This is a genomic window from Streptomyces sp. NPDC101152, assembly GCF_044768275.1.
Taxonomy (GTDB): Bacteria; Actinomycetota; Actinomycetes; order Streptomycetales; family Streptomycetaceae; genus Streptomyces.
Genome location: NZ_JBIWPO010000080.1, coordinates 1 through 22,823, shown reverse-complemented (window position 1 = coordinate 22,823; position 22,823 = coordinate 1). Strand labels below are relative to the sequence as shown.

Here is a 22,823-nt window from a genome sequence, read left to right as displayed (position 1 = left end):
GAGAGTGGGGGAGGAGCTACTCGGGCCTTTGGCCGGTGCGGCGAGGGTGCGTGCCGGGCGCGGTGGGTGCTGTGCGGGGCTTTCAAAACACCCCCCAGGAGTACGAGTTCGTCTAGGAGTACACGGATGAGTCACCCCCTGTTCGACATCAGCGGCCGCAGGGCCCTGGTCACCGGCTCCAGCCGGGGCATCGGCCTCGCCCTCGCCCGGGGCCTCGCGGAGGCCGGCTGCACGGTGGTCCTCAACGGCCGGGACGCGGACCGCCTCACCAAGGCGGCCGCGGAGCTGCCCGGCGAGGTCCACACGACCGTGTTCGACGTGACGGACGGACCGGCGGTCGCCGCCGGGATCGCGGATGTCGAACAGCGGGTCGGCTCCCTGGACATCCTCGTCAACAACGCGGGCATGCAACTGCGCGCCCCGCTCCTGGAGTTCACCGAGGCCGACTGGCACCGCGTCCTGGACACCAACCTCACCAGCGCCTTCCTGGTCGGCCGGGAGGCGGCCCGGTACATGACGGCCCGCGGGCGCGGCAAGATCGTCAACATCTGCTCCCTGCAGAGCGAGGTGGCCCGTCCCGGCATCGCGCCGTACGCGGCCACCAAGGGCGCTTTGAAGATGCTGACCAAGGGCATGTGCGCCGACTGGGGCCCGCACGGCGTGCAGGTCAACGGGCTGGGTCCCGGCTACATCGAGACGGAACTGACCCAGCCCCTCGTCCAGGACGAGGAGTTCAGCGCCTGGGTGCGCCGTCGCACCCCGGCCGGCCGTTGGGGCCGTACGGAGGACCTGGTGGGCGGGGTGCTGTTCCTGGCCTCGCCCGCCGCGGACTTCGTCAGCGGGCAGGTGCTGTATGTCGACGGCGGAATGACGAGCGTGCTGTGAACGGGGCCCCGCGGATGCTCGGTTGTGTGATCCACGGCCCGGACGACCTGCGCGTGGCGGAGCTGCCGGTGCCGGAACCCGGTCCCGGGCAGGCCCTGGTCGCGGTCCGCTACGGCGGGGTCTGCGGCTCCGACCTGCACTACTGGAAGCACGGGGGCGTCGGCGACTTCCGCCTGAGGGAGCCGATGCTGCTCGGGCACGAGGTGGTCGGGACGGTCGTCGGGTACGGCTTCCCGTCACCCGCGAGTCCCCCGGTGGGTACGGCCGTCGCCGTGCATCCCGCGACCCCGTGCGGCGCCTGTCCCGAGTGCGGGGACGGACGCCGGAACGTCTGCCGGGACACCCGCTACCTCGGCAGCGCGGCCCGCTTCCCCCACGTGCAGGGCGGTTTCGCGGCCCGAGTGGTGGTCCCCGCCGGGCAGTTGAGGCCGTTGCCGGAGGGGCTGGCGCTGCGCCGGGCGGTCCTCGCAGAACCTCTCTCCGTCGCCCTGCACGCGGTGCGCCGGGCCGGTGACATGACCGGCAGGCACGTCCTGGTCACCGGGGCCGGGCCGATCGGCTGCCTGGTCGTCGCGGCGGCCAGGGCCGCGGGGGCCGCCCGGGTGACGGTCACCGACCTCCTGCCGGCCGCCCTGGAGTACGCCCGCGTCGCCGGCGCGGACACGGTCGTACGGGCCGACGATCCGGACGATGCCGGGTGGCCGTCCGAGGCGGACGTGGCCGTGGAGGCGTCCGGGGTGGCCGCGGGGCTCGACACCTGTCTGCGGCTGGTGCGGCGCGGCGGGGTCGTGGTCCAGCTGGGGATGCTGCCGCCGGGGCCGTCACCCTTCGCCGGGAATCTCGTCGTCAGCCGGGAGATCGAACTGCGGGGCGCCTTCCGGTTCGACACCGAGTTCGACGAGGCGCTGCGGCTGCTCGCGGCCGAGCCCGCGTTCGACGGGCTGGTCAGCGCGGTGGTCCCGGTGCGGGAGGCGGGGTCGGCCTTCGCGCTGGCGGCGGACCGGAGCCGGTCCTGCAAGGTGCTGCTCGACTTCGGTGCCTGAAGCGGCTTCCCCACGGGCCCGCTCGGCCTCATCATGAGGAGACCCTCGGACACGGCCTCCGGGGGCCGACCGTGTCGGGGGGCGTCATGGCGGTTTCCCTCGGGATGCGCATCTCGGGGCTGCTCGTGGTCGGAGCGGTGGCGGTGGCCGTCACGGCCTTCTCCGGTGACGGGAGTGGCAGACCGGACAGCGGGGGCGGCGGCAGCTCGATCGTGACCGTCGGGCCCTCGCCGACCCCAGGTCATCGCACGGCGCCTGAGTCGCCCACGCCCCGGCAGTCGCCCGCCGGTGCGGCCGGCGAGGCCGTGCGCCCGGACCTCCCCGGCCCCACGCGTGACGTGCCGAAGCCCCCGAGCCACGGCCGTCTCGTCAGCCCGGCGTGGCTCCCTCCCGGCCCGGCCTCCCCCAACGCCGACGCCACCGCTGATCCATCCAGCGTCTACGACCTGCTCCGGGACCCCGGCCGGTGCCGGGCCGCCCTCGGCGTCGTTCCGGCGGCCTCGGCGGCCCCGGAGTGGCGAGTGCTGCGCGCGCTCGCCACCGCCTGTCTGGCCGTGCAGGGCCGAGGCGGCGACTGGGGCGCGGTCGCCAAGGAACGCGCCGCCCTGGCCGGCAAGGTGAACACCTGCAAGGGCCGCGCCGCCTACGCCGTCCTCGGCGCTCTGCTGGACTTCCACCGGCACCACCCCGCCGCCACCGTGCGGCCCAAGGCCTCTTCGGGCGGCGCGCCCGCCTGCGTCTACCGGATCGCCGCGGTGGACACCGCCGAGGCGCAGCCCGGGGACACCGTCGGCATCGAGGTGCGGGGCATGTACTTCGACCCGGCCGAACTGCTGCGGTTCGGGAGCGTGTCCATCGGCGGGCAGCGGCTGCCCGGTCCGCTCGTGGCACGGTCCGGGTCGGGTGACGAGCTGGTGCTGTCCGCCGTCGTACCGGCGCCCGCCGCCTACCCGCAGTCCGTCGACGTCGTCGTCCGCTACGGCACCGCCTTGGCCCGCCTGACGAACGCCTTCACGGTCACGGCGCCCACAGCCTCACTCCCGTCACCGGGCCAGTCGCAGCCCGCGATCGCCACCCCGAGCCCGAGCTCAGGGACGCCAGAGGGGATGTTCCCGTTTCGCCCATTCCTGGCTCACCTTCCCCGTCCGTAGCCCGCTGCGGGCCTCCGGGTCGCCGATCGCCATGCCGATGTGCCCGGCGAGGACGATGCCGATGGTCAGCGCCAGCCAGTCGTGCACGAAGGTCGCGCTGGTGCGCCACGCGATCGAGGTGAGGTGGGTGAACCACATGATCAGGCCCGTGCCGAGCATGACCAGCGTCGCCCCTGCGATCCAGGACGCGTAGATCTTCTGCCCGGCGTTGAACTTCGCAGCGGGACGCGAGGAACGGCGCTTGTCGCGGCTGAGGACCGCTAGCAGCCACATCTTGTCGTGCGGGCCGAAGCGGTTGAGGTGGCCCAGGTCGGTGCGGAAGCGGCGGGAGACAAGGCCCACCAGCACGGGCACCGGCAGGGCGAGCCCGGCGCACTCGTGGACGCGGACCACCAGCTCACGGCGGCCGACGAGTTCGGCGAGCTGGGGGACGTAGAGGAAGGCGGCCGTCACCACGCAGACGCCCATGAGCGCGGCCGTCGTGCGGTGCACCCACTTCTGCACCGGGCCGAACCGCCGGACCTGGGTGGTCTGCGGGGTGTGCGCCTCAGCTCGTAGGGACATCGCTGCGCCCGTTCGAATGGCCGACCCAGGCGTCGACGTCGTAGCCCAGGTGCTCCCAGTAGCCCGGCTCCACCTTGTCGGTGACGGTGATGCCGGAGAGCCACTTCGCCGACTTGTAGAAGTACATCGGCGCCACGTAGAGGCGGACCGGGCCGCCGTGGTCGTGGCCGATGTCCTTGTCCTGCATGCGCAGCGCCACCAGGATGTCGGAGCGGCGGGCCTGGTCGAGGGTGAGGCTCTCGGTGTAGGTGCCGTCGAAGCAGGTGAAGCGCACCGCCGCGGCGGAGGACCGCACTCCGGCGGCGTCCAGCAGCCGGGACAGCCGGACCCCCTCGAACGGGGTGCCCGGGACCCGCCAGCCGGTGACGCACTGGACGTCCTTGACCAGCCGGGTCTGCGGCAGGGCGCGCAGGTCGTCCAGCGTGTAGGTCTTCGGGCGGTCGACCAGTCCGTCCACGGTGAGGCGGTAGTTCGTGGCGTTCTTGTGCGGCACGGAGGAGGCGACCGAGTAGTAGCGGAAGCCGCCGCCGTTGGGCAGCAGGCCGGTCAGGCCCGTGGGGTCCTTGCCGGCCACGGCGCCGAGGAAGCCCTCCAGGCCGTTCTGCAGGGTGGGCGCGGCGAACACGCCGAGGGCGCCCAGGCCGATGGTGCCGAGCAGGACCCGGCGGCCCACCGGAGTACCGCGTGGTGCGGGAGCCGTGGGCTCGCCGGGCTCACCGGAGTGTCCAGAGTTCACGCGTCCATTCGAACACCGGCGACCCCCGCGGGGCCAGGAATCGGAGGTGCTCGTCAGGGTTCCGTAATCACTTCTTACGGGCTTCTCAGGAGCGGGCCGGTGCTACGCCGTCTCCTGCGCCGCCTTGTCCAGCTGGAACGCCTCGTTGCCGAGTCCGATGCGGGCGTGTGCCTCGGGTGCGCGGGAGCGCAGGAGGACGCCCTGGACGAGGCCGACGACCAGGGCGAGGCCGATGACGCCGGGCAGCACCCAGCTCAGCGCCGAGTCGGGGCCGGCGCCGACCAGGACGTCGAAGTCCTTGACGGTGTAGCCGGCGATCACCAGCAGGGCCGCGGCGGCGAGCGCAGAGGTCACCAGCCGCCAGGCCTGCGCGGCCGCGGCCCCGCGCCGGGCGAAGAAGACGATCACCGACACGGAGGCGGCCGCCATCAGCACGATCACCCCGAGCGCGCCGATGTTGCCGAACCAGGTGAACAGGTGCAGCACGGGCGCGGTGGGATCGCCGGTGGGCTTGTCGTCGGCGACCGCGAAGACGATCACGAGCACCGCCGCCACGGCGGTCTGCAGCAGCGAGCCGGTGCCGGGCGCGCCGCTCGCGCCGGCGGTGCGGCCGAAGGCGCGCGGCAGCAGTCCCTCGCGGCCCATGGCGAAGGTGTAGCGAGCGACGACGTTGTGGAAGCTGAGCATGGCCGCGAACATGCCGGTCACGAACAGGACGTGCAGGACGTCGGTGAAGGTGGAGCCGAGGCGGGAGTCGGTCAGCGAGAAGAGCATGCCGGCGCTCTCCTTCTGCGCCACGCCGACGACCTGCGAGGGGCCCGCGGCGACGGTCAGCGCCCAGCAGCTGACGGCGAAGAACACGGCGACGCCGCCGACCGCGAGGAACATCACGCGCGGCACGAGGACGTGCGGCCGGCTGGTCTCCTCCGCGTAGACGGGGGCCTGCTCGAAGCCGAGGAAGGCCGCGATGCAGAAGCACAGCGCGGTGCCCACGCCCGCGCCGGAGAGCGTGTCGGGGTTGAAGGCGTGCAGCGACAGGCCCTGCCTCGCCGGGTCGGCGATCGCGGCGACGTCGAAGATGACCACCAGGATCACCTCGATGACCAGCAGCACGCCCAGCACGCGCGCGTTGAGGTCGATCTTCAGCCAGCCGAGCGCGCCGACGGCCGCGAGGGCCACCAGTGCCGGTATCCACCAGGCGAGGTCCAGGTGGGCGTAGGTGGCGAAGAGCCCGGAGACCTCGAAGCCGAAGATGCCGTAGATGCCGACCTGGAGGGCGTTGTAGGCGACCAGGGCCACCAGGGCGGCGCCCGCCCCTGCGGTGCCGCCGAGGCCGCGGGAGATGTAGGCGTAGAAGGCGCCCGCGTTGTGCACGTGCCGGCTCATCTCGGCGTAGCCGACGCTGAAGAGGATCAGCACGACGCCGAGGACGACGAACAGCAGGGGCTGGCCGACGATCCCCATCACCGCGAATGTGGTGGGCATGACACCCGCGACCACCATGAGGGGAGCGGTCGCGGCGAGCACGGACAGCAGCAGCCCGCCCGTGCCGAGACGGTCGGCCCGCAGGGCGCGCTCCTCGCCCTTGAAGGTGCTGATGCCGCTGGTGGGTCTGCTCGCGCTGGATTTCTCGGTGGCCATGAGGGGACCGTCCTCGGGGTCGGCGTCGGATGGGTCACGCCGTGCCGAGCGCGGCGGCGCGCGCGGCACGGAAGGCGGGGTACGGATCGCGGTCGGGGTAGGACCAGGGAGCCGCGGTGGCGTGCTCGCCGATCCGGTGGAACAGGGCGGCGGCCTCGGCGCCCCGGCCCTCGCAGACCTTGGCGTGGGCCAGGAAGTTGAGGTCGACCAGGCGGCGCGGGTGGCCCTCGTGCTCCCACTCCAGCCACCAGTCGAAGGCCGCCTTCATGACCTGCCGGGCCCGGCGTCCGGTCCAGTGGCGGGAGGCGAGGGGGTTGGCGCTCTCGTGGCCGGCGAGGGCGAGGGCCCGGTAGCGCTCGGCGTGTGCGATGACCGGCAGGATGGCGAGCGGGGAGTCCGCGGGGGCCTGTTCGGCGGCCCAGTTGGCGAAGTCGTAGACCTCGTGCAGCGGGTCGGTGCCCGCGTCGGCGTGCCGTTCGGCGAGGCGGGCGACCATCAGGTGGTGGGCGTGGTGGTGGTCGGCGTGCCGGGCCCTGACCTGCTCGAAGAGTCGCTCGCTCGGGTCCCGGTCGCGCTCCAGGAGGAGCAGCCCGAGCCAGGGGGTGGGGTCGGCGGGCAGCAGCCGGGCGGCGTCCTGGCAGGCCTCGCGGGCCCGCTCCGGTTTCTCCCGGCCCCGCGAGGCGCACTCGACCAGGGCCAGGGCGAGCAGCAGTGCGGCGTCGCCGGAGTCGGGTTCGGCGAGCAGCCAGTCCCGCGCCCAGGCAGCGGCGTGCCGCTCCCGCGCGAGCACGACGGCCTGGTGGCCGCGCCGGTCCCAGTCGTCCCCGGTGCGGGCGAGCAGCCCGCGTGCCGCCTGCCAGCGGCCCTGCGCCAACGCGGCCCGGGCGGCGACGAGTTCGCCGTCGTCGAGAGCCGCGTCCATGACCTGGGCCGCACGTCTGCGGCCCCGGCCGAGGGGTGGCGGGGGTGGAGTCACCTTGGGGGATTCCTCACGCGGCGCGGTCGGCCTGAGAGTCTCGGAGTGCCTTGCCGGGGTTTCTGACTGCCTTCGACAGATCACGGACAGCAAACCGGCAGCCAACGGTTTACGTCAAGGGTCGAAGGCACCTGACACGCGTCAACTTCCGTTGCCCACGAGGTAGTTGAGATCCGGACATCCTTGGGGCGAAACCGACGGCCCGACCGCGTGTGGCGTACGCCATGGCGCGGCCCGCCCCCTGCCCCCACCATGGCCGGACGGCCCACGTCACCGCCCTCGATCCGCCGATCGCCGGGACGGGGGCGGCCGGGTCCACCGCCCGAATCCGGGTACTCCCAGGGGCACGCCGGGCGCTGGGACGCTACAGTCACCCAAACGCCCCCGTAGCCCGGCCCAATCATCGAGGTACGCAGCGTGTCGGTTCTGGTTCTGGTTCTCGCCGTGAGCGCGGCCTGCTGCGTCGGCTTCGGCTTCGTGCTCCAGCAGAACGCGGCACAGCACGCCCCCCTCGGCGACTTCCTCTCGCCCCGCCTGCTGCTTGACCTGATGCGGGTACCGAGCTGGCTGGGCGGCATCGCGCTGATGGTGGCCGGCATGGTCCTCGGGGCCGTCGCGCTGAGCCAGGGCGAGGTCTCCCTGGTCGAACCGCTCCTCGCCACCAACCTCCTGTTCGCGCTCGCCCTCTCCCGCCGGCAGACCCGGCAGCCGCTGGGCCGCCAGGGCTGGGCCGGCCTCGTCCTGCTGGCGGGCGGCGTCACCGCGTTCATCGTGGCCGGCCGGCCCCGTGGCGGCAGCGCGGTCACCGATCCCTTCCGGCACTGGCTGATCATCGGCGCCATGACCGGTCTCGCCCTGCTCCTGACGACCTTCGCCAAGCGTTCCCGCCTGAGCTCGGGCCCGGTCCTGCTCGCCCTCGCCGCCGGTCTGCTGTACGGCGTCCAGGACGCCCTCACCCGGGTCAGCGGCCAGCGCTTCTCCGAGGGCGGCTTCACCGCGCTGTTCACCGCCTGGCAGCCGTACGGCGTGGTCGCGCTCGGCGTCACGGGCCTGATCCTGGTCCAGAGCGCCTTCGAGACCGCCCCCCTGCGCATGTCCCTGCCCGCCCTCACCGCGGCCCAGCCGCTGGCCGGCATCCTGTGCGGGGTCGGCTTCCTGGGCGACCGGCTGCGCACCGACACCGGCGCCCTGGCCTGGGAGGCGACCGGGCTGGCGGCGATCGTCGCCGGCATCGTGCTGCTCGGCCTGCACCCCTGCATGCCGGCCGGCAGCGGCAAACCGGAACGGATGCGGGACCTGCAGGCGAACTGAGTCCGTCCTGCTTGGATGGACCCATGACGACCCCCGCAGACGAGATCCTCGACATCGTCGACGAGCACGACCAGGTCATCGGCCGCTCACCCCGCGGCGAGGCCTACACGAAGGGCCTGCGCCACCGCTGCGTCTTCATCCAGGCCCGGGACGCCGAGGGCCGCCTCTTCGTCCACCGCCGCACCCCGACCAAGCTGGTCTTCCCGTCCCTGTACGACATGTTCGTCGGCGGCGTGGTCGGCGCCGGCGAGTCCTACGACGAGGCGGCCCTGCGCGAGGCCGAGGAGGAACTCGGCGTGACGGGCCTGCCCGCTCCCCGCTTCCTCTTCAAGTTCCTGTACGACGGCGGCGCGGGCCGGACCTGGTGGTCGGCGGTGTACGAGGTCCGCTGCGAGCTGCCGGTGCGGCCGCAGGCCGAGGAGGTCGCCTGGCACGACTTCCTCACCGAGGCCGAGGTGGAGCGGCGGCTGCCGGAGTGGGAGTGGGTGCCGGACGGACTGGCGGCGTACCAGCGGCTCAAGGCGCACCGGCCGGGGGCCTCGACGTGATCGACTTCGCCCGGAACATCCGGCTCTGGTTCGCCCCGGAGCAGGTCCGGGAGGAGGGCCACACCCCCGACTACCGGTTCTCCCTGGCCAACGAGCGCACCTTCCTCGCCTGGCTGCGCACCGCCCTCGCCCTCATCGGCGGCGGCTTCGCGGTCGACCAGTTCCTGCCCGACCTGCGCTGGGCCTGGCGGGTGGGCCTCGCCCTCGCGTTGCTGGGTGCCGGAGTGCTGTGCTCCCTGCGCGCGGTCAACCACTGGATGCGCTGCGAACAGGCCATGCGCCGCGGCGAGGACCTGCCGGTCTCCCGCTTCCCGGCCCTGCTCGGCGTGGTGGTCGCGGTCGTGGCCCTCACGATGGTGGTGGTCGTGCTGGTGGGGTGGGAGGGGTGAGCACGGCCGAGAGCCGCGACCCCGGGCTCCAGCCGGAGCGCACCCGCCTTGCCTGGCGCCGTACGACCCTGGCGGGCACCGTGGCCGCCGTCCTGGCCGTGAAGACGGCACTGCACGGCGGCGCCTCTCCGGGCGGGGTGATCGCCTGTGCGCTGGCCTGCGTCCTGTGGCTGGCCTTCCTCCTCCTGGCCCACCGCCGGATCCGCGGCCTCGCGTCGACGCCGGACCCCGCTCCCCTCGCCCCACGCCACGCCACGGCGGTCGTCCTGTGCGCGGCGGCGATGGCGGCGTGCGGAGCGGCACTGGTGTTCTGAGCAGGGCCGGTGCGCCGGGCGCCGCCCTCCCGAGGGCGCGCCACGCAACCGATATGCGCCGGATGCCCGGAAAATCACCCCCTGCGTGGCAGCCTTGACGGTCGTCACCCCCGCAATACGAAGGCGAGCCATGACCACCACCCACCTGGAACACGCCTCCCACCCCCACACCCACGGCCCCGCCTGCGGCCACACCGAGGTCCCCCACGGCGACCACACCGACTACGCGCACGACGGGCATCTGCACCGGGAGCACGCCGGGCACTGGGACGAGTGCGAGGCCGAGGGCCACACAGCGCACCAGTCCCACGACCACCGCCACGGGGACGGCTGCGGCCACGCGAGCGTGCTGCACGGCGACCACGTCGACTACCTGCACGACGGCCACCGCCACGCCGCCCACGCGGACCACTGGGACGATCACTGACATCCGGCCGGTACCGCCCCATCGACAGCTCCCCGCCGCACCTGGCCGGGAGCTGTCGGCCTAGGGTGGCTCCGGTCACTTCGCCGTTCGGCACTGGACGACATACCGACCAGTCGGCATGATGGTCGGGTCCCGTGCACGCGCCCGCGAAGGAGCACCGATGAGCCCCGACCATCCGCCAGGCCTCGATCTCGACCGGCTGCGCGCCCTGCTGGACCGCGAGCGCCCCGGCCTGGTGCACGGTCCGCTGACCGGCCGGCTGATCGAGGGCGGACGGTCGAACCTCACGTACACGGTCTCCGACGGCACCGGGAAGTGGGTCGTACGGCGCCCCCCACTCGGCCACGTGCTGGCCACCGCGCACGACATGCGGCGCGAGCACCGGGTGATCAGCGCTCTGCACCCGACGAACGTGCCCGTGCCGCGGCCGGTGCTGCTGTGCGAGGACGAGGAGGTGCTCGGGACGCCGTTCTACGTCATGGAGTTCGTGGCGGGGACGCCGTACCGTACGGCCGATCAGCTCGCCCCGCTCGGCCCGGAGCGCACTCGGGGGGCGGTGCTGTCCCTGGTGGACACGCTCGTCGAACTGCACGCCGTGGACCCCGGCGAGGTGGGCCTGGCCGACTTCGGCCGCCCCGAGGGTTTCCTGGACCGCCAACTGCGCCGCTGGGGCAAGCAGTTGGACGCCTCCCGCAACCGTGACCTGGCCGGCATCGACGAACTGCACGCGACCCTCGGCCGCCGGCTGCCCACCTCTCCCACACCGGCCGTCGTGCACGGCGACTACCGCCTGGACAACGTCCTGATCGGCACCGCGAGTGAGCCGGAGGGGCGCGCCGGCGCCGAGCGGGCGAACGCGCGGAGGCCCGAAGGGCCGAGCACGATCGCCGGCTCGGCGCCGGCTGAAAGCGCCTCGAAGGGGAACGAGCCGACAAAGGGCGTCGACGAGATCACGGCGATCCTCGACTGGGAGATGTCCACGCTCGGCGACCCGCTCACCGACCTGGGCCTGCTGGTGATGTACAGCCTGCCGCTCGGGATGCCCGACTCGCCGGTCTCCACGACCGCCGAGGCCCCCGGCCACCCCGCTCCCGCCGAGCTGGTCGAGCGCTACGCGGCCCGCTCCGGGCGCGACGTCTCGGCCGTCTCCTGGTACACGGCGTTCGCCTGGTTCAAGCTCGCCGTGATCCTCGAGGGCATCCACTACCGCTACACCCTGGGCCAGACGGTCGGGCAGGGCTTCGACCGCATCGGGGACCTCGTTCCCGTCTTCATCGAGCACGGCCTGACCACCCTTCAGGAAGGCTGAGAGACCATGGACTTCGCGTTCGACGCGCGCACCGAGGAACTGCGCGCCAAGCTGCTCGCCTTCATGGACGAGTACGTCTATCCGGCCGAGGCGGTGGCGGAGGAGCAGCGGGCCGGGCTGCCGTCCCCGTGGGACACCCCGGCCGTGGTCGAGGAGCTGAAGGCCGAGGCGCGCCGGCAGGGCCTGTGGAACCTCTTCCTGCCGGACGCCGAGTACGGCGCCGGGCTCACCAACCTCCAGTACGCTCCGCTCGCCGAGATCACCGGCCGCAGCCCGCAGTTGGCGCCCACGGCTCTCAACTGCGCGGCGCCGGACACCGGGAACATGGAGGTGCTGGCGCAGTTCGGCGACGAGCAGCAGAAGAAGCAGTGGCTGGAGCCGCTGCTGGCCGGCGAGATCCGCTCGGCGTTCGCGATGACCGAGCCGGAGGTGGCCTCCTCCGATGCCACCAACATCACCACGCACATCCGGCGCGAGGGCGACGAGTACGTCGTCAGCGGCCGCAAGTGGTACATCTCCGGGGCGATGAACCCCGACTGCAGGATCTTCATCGTGATGGGCAAGACGGACCCGGACGGGCCCGACATCCGCCGCCAGCAGTCCATGGTCCTGGTCCCCCGGGACACCCCGGGCGTCACCGTGAAGCGCGCGATGCAGGTCTTCGGCTACGAGGACCACTACCACGGCGGCCACGCCGAGGTGGTCTTCGACGAGGCGCGCGTGCCGGTCACCAACCTGATCGGCGAGGAGGGCGGCGGCTTCGCCATCGCGCAGGCCCGCCTGGGCCCCGGCCGGATCCACCACTGCATGCGGCTGATCGGCATGGCGGAGCGGGCGATCGAGCTGATGTGCCGCCGGGCGGTCTCCCGCACGGCCTTCGGCAAGGCGCTGGCCCAGCAGGGCGTCGTGCAGAACTGGATCGCCGACGCGCGCGTGGCGGTCGAGCAGCTGCGCCTGCTGGTGCTGAAGACGGCCTGGATGATGGACACCGCCGGCAACAGGGGCGCCCACACCGAGATCCAGGCCATCAAGATCGCCACTCCCCGCACGGTCGTCGACATCATCGACCGCGCGATCCAGCTGCACGGCGCGGGCGGTGTCAGCCAGGACTTCCCGCTGGCCGAGCTGTACGCCGGCGCCCGCACCCTGATGCTGGCAGACGGCCCGGACGAGGTGCACCAGCGGTCGCTGGCCCGGCGGGAGCTGAAGAAGTACCTGTGACCATGGCCCCTTAGGGACCTAGGGACGCAGAGCCCGTAGGAGGAGGTCGGCCAGGTGGTCGGCGACCTCCTGCGGGCTCATCGGTCCTTCGGGGCGGTACCAGGTCGACAGATGGTGGACCGAACCGAAGTGGTAGTCCACCACCAGGTCGGCCGGGGTGGCCGTCGAGAAGACCCCGGCCACCTGTCCTTCCTCGATGAGCGCGCGGAAGCGCTCGTGGTAACGCCGGCGCTCGGCGCGCACCTGCTTGTTCTTCTCCGGGCTGAGGTGGTGCATCGAGCGGAAGAAGATCATCGCGTCGTCGAGGTTCTCGATGGTGGTGACGACGACGTCCGCCGCCGCGCCCCGAAGCCGCTTCTCGATGGGCTCGTCGGCGTTCGCGTAGGCGTCGAGGCGCTCCTGCTGGACGCGCAGCACGCGCGCGTACACCTCGTGCAGGAGGTCGTCCTTGGAGCCGAAGTAGTGGTACAGCGCTCCCTTGGTTACCCCGGCCGCCTCGACGATCTCCTGCACGGACGTGCGGTCGTAGCCCTGCTCGGCGAAGAGCCGGGTGGCGGCGGCCAGCAGCCGCTGCGGGACGGGCGTGCCGTCACCGTCCGTCGTCCTGGGCACTCTGTCGCCACCTGCCTTCCGAGCGTTCCTACGCGTTCTGTTCGCCGGCCTGCCTACGGGAACGAAGCTCCCGACGGAGGATCTTCCCACTCGCCGTCTTCGGCAAGTCGGGCAGGATCTCCACCTGGCGCGGGTACTTGTAGGCGGCCAGTCTCTCCTTGCAGTACACCGCGAGTTCATCCGGGTCCGTCTCGGCGCCCGGACGGAGGCTGATGTACGCCTTGACGGTCTCCCCGCGGTACCCGTCGGGCACCCCGACGACGGCAGCCTCGCGCACCGCGGGGTGCGTGTACAGCACGTCCTCGACCTCGCGCGGCCACACCTTGAAGCCGGACGCGTTGATCATGTCCTTCTTTCGGTCGACGACGTACAGCCAGCCTTGTTCGTCCATGAACCCGATGTCGCCGGTGCGCAGCTCGCCGTCGGGGAAGGTCTCGGCGGTGGCGTCGGGGCGGCGCCAGTAGCCGGGCACGACCTGCGGCCCGCGCACCAGGATCTCCCCCTGCTCGCCGAAGGGCATCTCCCGCCCCTGCTCGTCGACGATCCGTACGACCGTGTCCGGCCCCGGCAGCCCGACGGCCAGCGTCCCGGACACGGGATCGACCGGCGCCTCGAGGCCGGGCGGCACGGAGGCGCAGGGCGCGGTGCACTCGGTCAGCCCGTAGCCGTTGCGGATGTACGGCCCGAAGCCCGCCCGGAACTTCTCCACCAGCGCCGGCGGCACCGGCGCGCCCCCGCTGGAGATGTTGACGAAGGACGAGAAGTGGTCCGGCGTGCAGTCCGGGTGCGCGGCCAGCGCCATGAAAGCCGTCGACGGTCCCACGGTGTAGTGCGGCCGGTGCTCGGCGAACGCCTCCAGCACGACCCCCGCTTCGAAGCGGTACGTCAGCACGAGCGTCCCGGCGCTGTTGAGGCAGGCCCCGAGCTGGCAGACCATCCCGGTGATGTGGAAGAGGGGGGCGAGCGCGTAGTAGACGGGGGCGTCGGGCAGGGCGAGCCCGGTGCGCTGCCGTTCGGCGTTGTACATGATGTTGCCGTGCGTGTTGGTGGCGCCCTTGGGGGTGCCGCTGGTGCCCGAGGTGTAGCTGATCAGCGCGATGTCGGACGGCCCGAGGTCACGCCCGGCGGGCGCCTTGTGCCCGGCGCGGGCCACGGCCACCAGGTCCTCGGCGTCGTCGGCCTGCGGCAGCCGCTCGAAGTTCAGTACGCGCGTGTCGCCGCGCGTCTGGAAGTCCAGCTCGCACCCGGTCAGCACGATCCGCACCGGCGAGTCGGCGGCGGTCTGCCGCAGGTACGACTCCCAGGCGCGGTCGGAGCACACGAGCGCGGCCACCTCGCCGTCCCGCAGGACGTGCGCGACCTCCCCCGACTTGTACATGGGGTTGACCGGCACCACGACCGCCCCCGCCTTCCACGCCCCCAGCAGGGCGAGCACGAAGTGCGGGGAGTTCTGCAGCAGGATCGCCACCCGGTCGCCGCGCTCCAGGCCCTGGGCGGCGAGGTGCCCGGCGATCGAGTCGCTGAGTTCGTCCACCTCGCGGTAGGTGAGCCGCCCGTCGAAGTAGGCGATGACGTCACGGTCGGGTGCCTCGGCCACGGCGCCGCGCAGGGCGTGCACCAGCGAGTCGACGGGCGCGATCGGGCCGCGCTGGGCGTCGTTCAGGAGGCCCACCCAGGGCTTGTCCGCGTAACGGGACCCGCTCATCGCACCTGCTCCCACTTCTGCTGGATGTGGTTCATGCTGGTCAGCCAGTGGTCGGGGCGGGTGGCCCTGGCCTGGTAGTAGTCGGCGACCTCCGGGTGCGGCAGGATCAGGAACCGGTCCTCCGCGATCCCCTTGAACAGCGCGTCCGCCACGTCGGCCGGCTCGATCGCGGTCGGCTGCAGCACCAGGTCCCCGGCGCTCCCGGTGGCGGTCAGCATGTCGGTCCGGACGCCCTGGGGGCAGATGGCGTGCACCTTGACGCCCCGGTGCCGGTAGGTCAGCGAGAGCCATTCGGCGAAGGCGTAGGCGCCGTGCTTGGTGACGCTGTAGGACGGGGCGCCGATCATGGTCAGCAGCCCGGCGGCGGAGACGGTGGAGACGAAACGGCCGGCTCCGCGCTCCAGCCAGCCCGGGAGCAGCGCGTGGGCGGCCCGTACGTGCGCCATGACGTTGACGTCCCAGGCGGTCGCCCAGGTCCTCTCGTCGGCGGACAGCCCGTCGGCCCCGTCCTCGAAGGCGACCCCGGCGTTGGCGCAGTAGACGTCCACGACCCCGCCGAGCGCGTCCCTGGCGGCGTCCACGATCGCGGAGGCGTCCCCGGGAACGGCGACGCCGCCGATCTCGTCGGCGACCGCCTCGGCCCGCTTCCCGTCCAGGTCGTTGACGACGACCCGGGCTCCTTCGGCTGCGAAGCGCCGGGCCAGCGCGGCCCCGATCCCGCCTCCCGCCCCCGTCACAACCACTCCAGCGCCCTGAACGGCTTCCACCATCGGTCTCCTTCGACTGCGGCTCGGCTCCGACCCCCGCGCGGCCAGACTAACCGGTCGGTATGTCCAACGGAAGGGTGGTCGGGAGGCCCCAGGGGGGCACAAGTGAGTCCTCACGTATGGCCAACCTCGCCCGGTAGCAGGACGATGCGCCCACATCGCACCGCCACGGGGGACGAGGGGGCCTGTCATGACACAGCCGGCCATGAGCGTGAGTCCGTACTGGGAGCTGACCTTCGACGCGGACGGGGACGTCGACGGCCAGGAACGGGACCGGCTGCTCGCCGAGGTGACGCAGCGCGGCGTCCGCGACCTGATCGTCTTCGCCCACGGGTGGAACAACGACCGCTCGAGCGCGACGCGGCTCTACGACCAGTTCTTCGCGCCGCTCCCGATCCTCGCCCCGCGGGCGAGGATCGGGTACGTGGGGGTGATCTGGCCCTCGATGCGCTTCTGCGACGAGCCCATCCCCGACTTCCCGAAGTCCGTGGTGGCCACGGAGGCGGAGGCGGCCCCGGCGCCGGCGCTCGACAAGGACACCCGGCACGCGCTGCTGGAGACGTTCCCCGGACGGGCCACGGTCGTGGACCAGATCGCCCGGATGCTGGACCAGCGGCCCGCGAACGAGCTGGCGGAGTTCGGGCGGCTGGTGCGGCTGCTGGTGGAGGTCGTACCGGGCGGTCCGCAGCCGCTGTTCGCGGCGGACACGCTCGCGGAGGGCGTCCCGCAGAGCGAGCCGGTGCTGTTCACCGGGGACACGGCGACGCTGTGCGACGAGTTCGCGCAGGCGCTGGCCGGCCTGCGGTCCGGTGGCGACGGCGAGGGGTTCGCACTGCCCGATCCCTGGGACGGGGCGAAGGAACTGCTGCGGCAGGCGACGTACTACGCGATGAAGCGGCGCGCGGGGACGGTCGGCGAGCGGGGACTCGGGCCGGTGGTGGGGCAGTTGGCCGCCACGGCGCCGGAGGTGCGGGTGCATCTGGTCGGGCACAGTTTCGGCGGGCGGCTGGTGTCGTTCGCGCTGCGCGGGCTGCCCGAGGGGGTGCGCGCGGTGAAGTCGGTGACACTGCTGCAGGGGGCCTTCTCGCACTACGCGTTCGCGGCCCGGCTGCCGTTCGACGCGCACGCGGGCGGGGTGCTGCAGGGGCAGCAGAACCGTGTCGACGGACCGCTGGTGTGCTGCTTCTCGCACTTCGACTCGGCGCTGGGGACGTTCTACCCGCTGGCCTCCCGCATGGCCGACGACGACGAGGGGATCATGGAGGGCTTCGGCCTGGGGTCGCTGCTGGGCACCAAGTGGGGGGCGATGGGGCACGACGGGGTGCAGGCGGTGCCGGGCGCCCGCGCGTTGACGCTCTCGGACGCCCTCGCAGGCACCTTGCCCGCCTCGGGGTGCGTCAGCGTCGACGCCGCCGAGGTGGTCCGGCGCGGGGGGCCGCCGTGCGGGGCGCACAGCGACATCGTGCACCCCGAACTGGCCCGGGTGGTGCTGGCGGCGGGCCGCATCCGCTGACCCGCCGCCCCGTGCCGTGTCACACAGCACTCATCGTCCGCCACCGGCTCACCGGTGCGACGTGTACTCCACCACCTGCTGGAAGGTCGGCCGGTTCTGCCAGCTGATGTTGTAGTGCTTGATGCCGCCCAGGGTGCGCTGGACGATCGAGTCGGCGCACCACTGGTCGCCCGCCGAGCACAGCGAGTCGCCGGGGTAGACGGTCGACGCGGACGCGCCGGCCGCCGTCTTCAGGGTGCTGAGCAGGACGTCCCGGCAGCCGCTGACGGTGCCGTCGCCGCAGTACTTCTGCGCCAGGCCGCCCTGTACCGAGTCACCGAGCACTGCCCGGATGTCCTTGTCGACATAGCTCCACCAGCCGTACTGGAAGGAGCTTCCCGCGTGGGAGCCGGTGGGCCCGTGCGCGGCCGACGGGGACTCGTCGATGGGCAGGTTGTTGGAGAGGTCGGTGTAGAGGTCGCTGCCGAGGCCGGGCTGGAACTCGGCCTTCACCAGGAGCGGCCACCAGGCGTCCAGGATGCGGATCGCGTCGGCGTCGGCGTACGTCTTGGAGCCGGCCGAGGTCTCCGTGCGCTTGCCCCCCGCGGTGACCCACGCCTGGAGCTTGCTGACCGCGGCCGCGGTCGTGGAGTCGGTCACCGGCGAACTGTTGACGACCTTGAGCAGCTTCGGCAGCACGTCCTCGGCGCGCAGGTCGGTCAGCGCCGCGTCGGCCATGGCCTGCACCAGCTTGGTACGGGTCACCCCGCCGGCCGCGACCAGCTTCTTGACCCGGTCCTCGAGGAGGTTGCCGCGGTGGACCGAGCCGTCGCCCCAGCTGGCGGTCGTGTAGTTGAGGGCCTGCTTGTTGTTCCAGGAGATGTAGTAGTCCTGGTCGATCGAGTTGGGGTGCTGGGAGGCGGGCGTGTAGTCGGACGTGTTGGTGCTCGGGTCCCAGTTGCGCCACTCGTAGGCGGCCTGCCCCCACACCGGGAACTCCGGGTCGACGCCGCTCGCGCGCACCGGGTTGTCACCGCTGTTGTAGTACGCGGTGTGCTGCGAGTCGGCGTAGAACCAGTTGAAGGTGTAGTTGATGTGCTGAGCGGCGGCCTGGAAGTCCGCCGGACCCTTCACGAAGCCGGGGTCGTTGAGCATCTGGAAGCCGATGATCGAGTCGGCCTCGTGCATGTAGGAGGAGCGCAGGGTGGTGTAGGCGACCTTCTTCCCGCCGACGGTCGCCCGGTACTCCACGGGCCCGTACTTCGTCTTCCACACCCGCATGGTGTACGACCCCGCGGCGGTGCCGTCGGCCGTGGTCGGCTTCCAGGAGTTGGCCTGCTCGACCTTGTCCATGGCCGTGCAGGTGCCGTGGTACAGGTAGTGGTAGTCGTCCTGGCACAGCTCGACGGCGTAGGTGTCGATGATGTCCTGGCCGGAGGTGGTCGCCGACCACGAGTAGTCCTGGCCGCGGCCCAGTTCGACGTACATGCTCAGGCCGGCGAAGGAGGCGCCGCGGGCGCTGATGCCAGGACCCTGGATCTCCTGGAGCATGAGCAGCTGGGGTGCGAAGTAGCCGGTCTGCGGCCCGAAGACGGCGATCGGGTGGCCGCTGGCCGTGTACTTGCCGCTGACCACGAGGGCGTTGGACATACCGCGCTTCGCCGAGCTGAGGGCCGTCTTGGTGGCGGCCTGTGAGGCGGCGTTGGCGCTCTGGCTCGCGCCGGTGCCGGTGGCGTCGTAGACCAGCGGCTCGGTCGTCACCGAACCGGAGTCGGGCAGGGCCTCGCCCTGGGCGGTGGCCGGCTTGGTGCCGTACGGGAAGCTCTCGCCGTTGTGGACGGTGACGACGGCCTCGGGGTCGTTGCGCTCGCGGAACGCCTCCCAGACCTTGGTGCCCTGGTCCACTCCGTACTTGGACTGGGCGGCGAGCAGGGAGATCGCGTTGTTGACCTCGCCGCCGCCGCCGGAGCCGAACAGCGAGCCGATCACGGAGGCCAGCGCGACCAGGTCGGTGATCTTGAAGTGGTCGATCGTGCCGGCGTTGGTGATCGAGTCCTTGTGGCCGGTGAGGACGTACTCGCCGGGGAAGTAGCGGCCGGAGTCGGAGGCGTCGATGTAGGAGTTGATGCCGTCGAGGTAGGCGTTGGCGTCGGCGAGCGCCGTCTGGCCACGGGCGCCGGCCTTCGCGACGGCGTTGTCGATCTGCGCCTGGAGGTCGGCCTCGCTGTACGGGGCGTTGCGGTAGAACTCCTGCTCCAGGCCCTGGTTGGAGGCGGCGCCGCCGGCGAAGGTGGTCAGCTGGCCGCGGCCCACGTGCCGGAACACGTCCATGAGCCACAGCCGGTCCTCAGCCGCGGCATACCCGGCACCGAACTCGGTGCCGTATCTGGTGGTACCGGTGATGTGCGGGACGCCGGCCTTCTTGTCGCGGACGATCGTCACGTCGCTGCGGCCCGCCGGCTTCTCCGTGGAGGCGACCTGATCGGAAGCGACCCCGAACGACGCGTCGTTGAAGAACGTGTTGATCTTCGCGTCGGTGAGACCGGAGTAACCCGTGGCCAGGTTGGCGTAGGGGCCGAGCTGGTCCTCGGCGTGGTCGGGCTGGGAGCCGAAGGCCTGGTTGAGGAGGATCTGCGCGAGGGTCGCGTTGCCGTTCTCACCGGGCGGCAGGATGTCGGAACACTGGCCGCCGCAGTAGTCGTTGGAGGCCGCCGCCGAGGCCGGGGCCTGGGCGAGCGGGGACAAAAGACCTGCAATCAGGACGCATATGGAGGCGGACTTCAGGAACCCGGTGAGCCTGCCGGGAGTTCTCAGTCTGTCAAGGATGGTGCGTGCGGTACGCCGAGGCATGGCAGCTCCTACCGACGAGGGGTGAGCCGGGACGTTACCGGCGGTATCCCCGGGATTGAAGATGAACAACCGTCAAGTTTTGGAAGTGGGCGCGTCGGCTTATGGAGGGCATCGGAAATCGGATGGAGCCGAATCGCGTGTCGATACGTCTATTCGGCAACGTCGCGTGAAGTCGGGCGGCGTTCGCGTACGACTACGCCGAAGTGACCGAAGTACAGGTGCAGGTGTGACGGAGGTGCAGGGCGATGGCCGGTTTCCGGAGTCTGGCGAGACAGGTCCGCGATCCGCGGTGCGATCTGGCACTGCGGCGCTACTCACTGCGCAAGTGCCTTGAGCGGTTCGCTCCTTACGGGCACAGGGCGACCTGGGACCATTTGTGCTCCCGGGCGGGGTTCGATCCCGAGGACCGCTCCCCCGACCCAGCGCGGCTCGTGGCCGCACTGGAGGAGCTGGAGGAGGCGCGTTCGGTCTGGCTGGCCTACGAGGTCGAGTTCGCCGAGCGGCGCCGCAAGGAGAAGCACGACGGGCTGCGCCGACCGGGCAGCGTGGACGACTGGCACCGGCTGACCTGGGGCGGCTTCGGTGTCGCGTGGTGCGACGACCCGCGGGTCCACCCCCGTGAGCCGCTGGCCGAGGTGCTGCGCAGGCTGATCTCCGCCCTGGAGCGCGAACCGGGTGCCGAGTGCCCGGTGTGCGGCGGAGAACGGCTGATCTGGACGTACGACCTGGACCACGAACCCTCGGCGGGTCCGGTCTGCACCCACTGTGGAATCCTCGTACCACGGCCCGTGCTCAGGCCCGAGGCCCTGGCGGTCGCAAGGCGCGGAAGGCTGCTGGTGTCGGCCTAGCAAGGCGGGGGTGCGCCGGGGATGCCGCACCCCCTGGCAGGCTTGGGACATGGTTCAGGTGTGCCTCAACGGGCCGCGGGGAGCAGCCGACGGCGCGATGGTGCCGCTGACTCCCGAGGCGATGGCCGAGTCGGCGGAGCGGGCCGTCGCGGCAGGGGCCACGGACGTCCATGTCCACCCCAAGACCCCGTGCGGCCGGGACTCGTTGTCGCCCCGGGTGCTCGCACCGACGCTCAAGGCCATCCGGGCGCGGGTATCGGTGCCGGTCGGGGTGACCACCGGCGCCTGGGCGGAACCCGATCCGGCGGCGCGGCTCGCCCGGGTCCGGGACTGGACGGTGCTCCCGGACCACGCGTCGGTCAACTGGCACGAGGAGGGCGCCGAGGAGATCACCGCCGCGCTGATCGAGCGGGGCGTGGGGGTCGAGGCGGGCATCTGGTCGGGCACGGACGCCGCCGCCCGGTTCGCGGCGTCACCGCTGGCCCCACGCGTTCTGCGCGTGCTCGCCGAAGTGACGGACACCGACCCGGACACGGCCGGCGCGAGCGCCCGTGCCCTCCTGGCGGCGCTGGGCACGGCACACGGACGTCCCGTCCTGCTGCACGGCGAGGACGGCGGCACCTGGCCGGTGCTGCGGCTGGCGGGACGGCTGGGGCTCCCGACCCGCATCGGCCTGGAGGACACGCTGCTGCTGCCCGACGGCGAACCGGCCCTGTCCAACGCCCGGTTGGTGGCGGAGGCGCTGGAGCTGTACCGCGGCGCGCGACGGTAGCACCCGTAAATCGGGTCGCTCCACCCGTTTCCCGTCCGGACAGTGAGGAGGCGATGAAACCGAACTGAGCGACCCAGGAACCGAGGAGTCCCATGTCGACGCTGCGCGTCACCGCCGAAGTGCTGACCGTCCACGAACACCCGAACGCCGACGCGCTCGAACTGGCCCAGGTGGGCCTGTACCGGGCCGTCGTCGCCAAGGGCGCCTACCGGACCGGCGAGGTGGCCGTGTACATCCCCGAGCAGGCCGTGCTGCCCACCGGGCTGATCGAGGAGCTGGGGCTGACCGGGCGCCTGGCGGGCCCCGACTCCGACCGGGTGAAGGCGATCCGGCTGCGCGGTGAGCTGTCGCAGGGGATCGTGTGCCGGCCGAAGGCGCTGGCGGACGTCGACCTGGCCCGGGCGGCCCTGGACGGGACCGACTTCGCCGAGGAGCTCGGCATCACCAAGTGGGTGCCGCCGATCCCGCCCACGATGAACGGCGAGGTCGAGTCAGCGCCCGAGCTGCTGCCCTGGGTCGACATCGAGAACATCCAGCGGTTTCCGGACGTCTTCGCACCGGGCGAGAGCGTGGTCCTGACCGAGAAGCTGCACGGTTCGGCCTGCCTGCTGACGTATCTCGCCGACACCGGCCGGGTGCACGTGTCGTCGAAGGGGTTCGGGGCCAAGTCCCTCGCACTGAAGGAGGATCCGCGCAACCTGTACTGGCGTGCCGTGCACGGCCACGGTGTCGCCGAGGCAGCCGCGCGCCTGGCCGAGCGGCTGGGGGCGCGCCGGGTCGGGATCTTCGGCGAGGTCTACGGGGCGGGCGTCCAGGACCTCGGCTACGGCGCGGACGGCCGGCGCGACACCCTGGGCTACGCGGTCTTCGACGTCAGCGCGGAGATCGACGGCACGGTCCGCTGGCTGGACGCGGCCGAACTGCTGGACGGGGAGCTGCCGTTGGTGCCACGCCTTTACGAGGGCCCGTACGACGTCGACCGGGTGCTGGAGCTCGCCGGCGGACGGGAGACCGTGTCCGGGCGCGGGCTGCACCTGCGGGAGGGCGTGGTGATCCGTCCGGTCCCCGAGCGGTACAGCGCGGTGACCGGCGGCCGGGCGATCGCCAAGGCCGTCAGCCCCGCGTACCTGACCAGGAAGGGCGGGACGGAGTACGAGTGACCGCGGCGCTAGTAGCTTGTTGCGGCTTATTTTCGCTGTGTGGTTGGGTAGAGGTGGCGTAGTTTCACGCGTGCGTCGTCGGTGGTGAAGTGCCAGTGGACT

22 protein-coding genes are annotated in these 22,823 nt (G+C 72.1%); 14 read left to right on the top strand and 8 right to left on the bottom strand.

Translation table 11 applies throughout. The features are described 5' to 3' along the window. Positions 1-126 precede the first annotated feature (126 nt). From ACIRVK_RS42855 to ACIRVK_RS42845, 3 genes are all read left to right on the top strand, one after another. Positions 127-885, top strand: a complete 759-nt coding sequence (locus ACIRVK_RS42855; protein ID WP_404257163.1) for a glucose 1-dehydrogenase — start codon at positions 127-129, stop codon at positions 883-885. A 14-nt stretch (positions 886-899) separates the two neighbouring features. Next, entirely contained in the window at positions 900-1,928 is a 1,029-nt protein-coding gene (locus ACIRVK_RS42850; protein WP_404257165.1) for an L-idonate 5-dehydrogenase, read from the top strand. Between the two features lie 86 nt (positions 1,929-2,014). Next, positions 2,015-3,079, top strand: coding sequence for a hypothetical protein (locus tag ACIRVK_RS42845; protein WP_404257161.1), 1,065 nt, complete (start codon positions 2,015-2,017; stop codon positions 3,077-3,079). On the opposite strand, the gene ACIRVK_RS42840 is transcribed toward ACIRVK_RS42845, so the two are convergent. From ACIRVK_RS42840 to ACIRVK_RS42825, 4 genes are all read right to left on the bottom strand, one after another. Continuing rightward, positions 3,017-3,643 carry a cytochrome b/b6 domain-containing protein gene (locus ACIRVK_RS42840; protein WP_404257159.1) on the bottom strand — a complete coding sequence of 209 codons (627 nt, stop codon included), beginning with the start codon at positions 3,641-3,643 and terminating at the stop codon, positions 3,017-3,019. The two genes, ACIRVK_RS42845 and ACIRVK_RS42840, sit on opposite strands and share 63 nt — an antisense overlap. Beyond that, complete coding sequence (locus ACIRVK_RS42835) at positions 3,627-4,379, bottom strand: molybdopterin-dependent oxidoreductase (RefSeq protein ID WP_404257157.1); 753 nt, start codon at positions 4,377-4,379, stop codon at positions 3,627-3,629. The genes ACIRVK_RS42840 and ACIRVK_RS42835 overlap by 17 nt, the downstream gene beginning before the upstream one ends. 102 nt (positions 4,380-4,481) lie before the next feature. Further along, on the bottom strand, positions 4,482-6,020 hold the full coding sequence (locus ACIRVK_RS42830; RefSeq protein ID WP_404257155.1) for an APC family permease: 1,539 nt from the start codon (positions 6,018-6,020) through the stop codon (positions 4,482-4,484). A 34-nt stretch (positions 6,021-6,054) separates the two neighbouring features. Beyond that, the gene (locus ACIRVK_RS42825) at positions 6,055-6,996 is read right to left on the bottom strand and encodes a hypothetical protein (protein ID WP_404257153.1); all 942 of its coding nucleotides are present in this window, start codon (positions 6,994-6,996) and stop codon (positions 6,055-6,057) included. Positions 6,997-7,413: 417 nt separating this feature from the next. On the opposite strand from ACIRVK_RS42825, the gene ACIRVK_RS42820 reads away from it, so the two are divergent. From ACIRVK_RS42820 to ACIRVK_RS42790, 7 genes are all read left to right on the top strand, one after another. Beyond that, on the top strand, positions 7,414-8,307 hold the full coding sequence (locus ACIRVK_RS42820) for a DMT family transporter (RefSeq protein ID WP_404257151.1): 894 nt from the start codon (positions 7,414-7,416) through the stop codon (positions 8,305-8,307). 23 nt (positions 8,308-8,330) lie between these two features. Continuing rightward, positions 8,331-8,855, top strand: a complete 525-nt coding sequence (locus ACIRVK_RS42815; RefSeq protein ID WP_404257149.1) for an NUDIX hydrolase — start codon at positions 8,331-8,333, stop codon at positions 8,853-8,855. Then, a complete protein-coding gene (locus tag ACIRVK_RS42810) occupies positions 8,852-9,244 on the top strand; it encodes a YidH family protein (RefSeq protein WP_404257147.1) in 393 nt (130 codons plus the stop codon). Before ACIRVK_RS42815 ends, ACIRVK_RS42810 begins: the two co-directional genes overlap by 4 nt. After that, the gene (locus tag ACIRVK_RS42805; RefSeq protein WP_404257145.1) at positions 9,241-9,558 is read left to right on the top strand and encodes a DUF202 domain-containing protein; all 318 of its coding nucleotides are present in this window, start codon (positions 9,241-9,243) and stop codon (positions 9,556-9,558) included. The genes ACIRVK_RS42810 and ACIRVK_RS42805 overlap by 4 nt, the downstream gene beginning before the upstream one ends. Positions 9,559-9,688: 130 nt before the next feature. After that, positions 9,689-9,985, top strand: coding sequence for a hypothetical protein (locus tag ACIRVK_RS42800; RefSeq protein ID WP_404257143.1), 297 nt, complete (start codon positions 9,689-9,691; stop codon positions 9,983-9,985). A gap of 160 nt (positions 9,986-10,145) precedes the next feature. Then, the gene (locus tag ACIRVK_RS42795; protein WP_404257141.1) at positions 10,146-11,294 is read left to right on the top strand and encodes a phosphotransferase family protein; all 1,149 of its coding nucleotides are present in this window, start codon (positions 10,146-10,148) and stop codon (positions 11,292-11,294) included. 6 nt (positions 11,295-11,300) lie between these two features. Then, a complete protein-coding gene (locus tag ACIRVK_RS42790; RefSeq protein WP_404257139.1) occupies positions 11,301-12,515 on the top strand; it encodes an acyl-CoA dehydrogenase family protein in 1,215 nt (404 codons plus the stop codon). Positions 12,516-12,533: 18 nt separating this feature from the next. Here the strand turns inward: ACIRVK_RS42790 and ACIRVK_RS42785 are convergent, their stop codons facing one another. The 3 genes from ACIRVK_RS42785 to ACIRVK_RS42775 are packed head-to-tail and all read right to left on the bottom strand — an operon-like array spanning position 12,534 to position 15,602. Further along, positions 12,534-13,127, bottom strand: a complete 594-nt coding sequence (locus ACIRVK_RS42785) for a TetR/AcrR family transcriptional regulator (RefSeq protein WP_404257137.1) — start codon at positions 13,125-13,127, stop codon at positions 12,534-12,536. A gap of 28 nt (positions 13,128-13,155) precedes the next feature. Continuing rightward, on the bottom strand, positions 13,156-14,832 hold the full coding sequence (locus ACIRVK_RS42780; protein ID WP_404257136.1) for a class I adenylate-forming enzyme family protein: 1,677 nt from the start codon (positions 14,830-14,832) through the stop codon (positions 13,156-13,158). Next, a complete protein-coding gene (locus ACIRVK_RS42775; RefSeq protein WP_404257135.1) occupies positions 14,829-15,602 on the bottom strand; it encodes an SDR family oxidoreductase in 774 nt (257 codons plus the stop codon). The genes ACIRVK_RS42780 and ACIRVK_RS42775 overlap by 4 nt, the downstream gene beginning before the upstream one ends. Before the next feature lie 187 nt (positions 15,603-15,789). Between ACIRVK_RS42775 and ACIRVK_RS42770 the strand changes: the two genes are divergently transcribed. Beyond that, positions 15,790-17,112, top strand: coding sequence for a serine-threonine protein kinase (locus tag ACIRVK_RS42770; protein WP_404257133.1), 1,323 nt, complete (start codon positions 15,790-15,792; stop codon positions 17,110-17,112). 48 nt (positions 17,113-17,160) lie between these two features. On the opposite strand, the gene ACIRVK_RS42765 is transcribed toward ACIRVK_RS42770, so the two are convergent. Next, on the bottom strand, positions 17,161-19,941 hold the full coding sequence (locus ACIRVK_RS42765; protein ID WP_404257131.1) for a penicillin acylase family protein: 2,781 nt from the start codon (positions 19,939-19,941) through the stop codon (positions 17,161-17,163). A gap of 245 nt (positions 19,942-20,186) precedes the next feature. Between ACIRVK_RS42765 and ACIRVK_RS42760 the strand changes: the two genes are divergently transcribed. From ACIRVK_RS42760 to ACIRVK_RS42750, 3 genes are all read left to right on the top strand, one after another. Then, a complete protein-coding gene (locus tag ACIRVK_RS42760) occupies positions 20,187-20,789 on the top strand; it encodes a hypothetical protein (RefSeq protein WP_404257129.1) in 603 nt (200 codons plus the stop codon). 49 nt (positions 20,790-20,838) lie between these two features. Continuing rightward, positions 20,839-21,561 carry a 3-keto-5-aminohexanoate cleavage protein gene (locus ACIRVK_RS42755; protein WP_404257127.1) on the top strand — a complete coding sequence of 241 codons (723 nt, stop codon included), beginning with the start codon at positions 20,839-20,841 and terminating at the stop codon, positions 21,559-21,561. A gap of 92 nt (positions 21,562-21,653) precedes the next feature. Continuing rightward, on the top strand, positions 21,654-22,721 hold the full coding sequence (locus ACIRVK_RS42750) for an RNA ligase (ATP) (protein WP_404257125.1): 1,068 nt from the start codon (positions 21,654-21,656) through the stop codon (positions 22,719-22,721). The last annotated feature ends 102 nt before the right edge of the window (positions 22,722-22,823 follow it).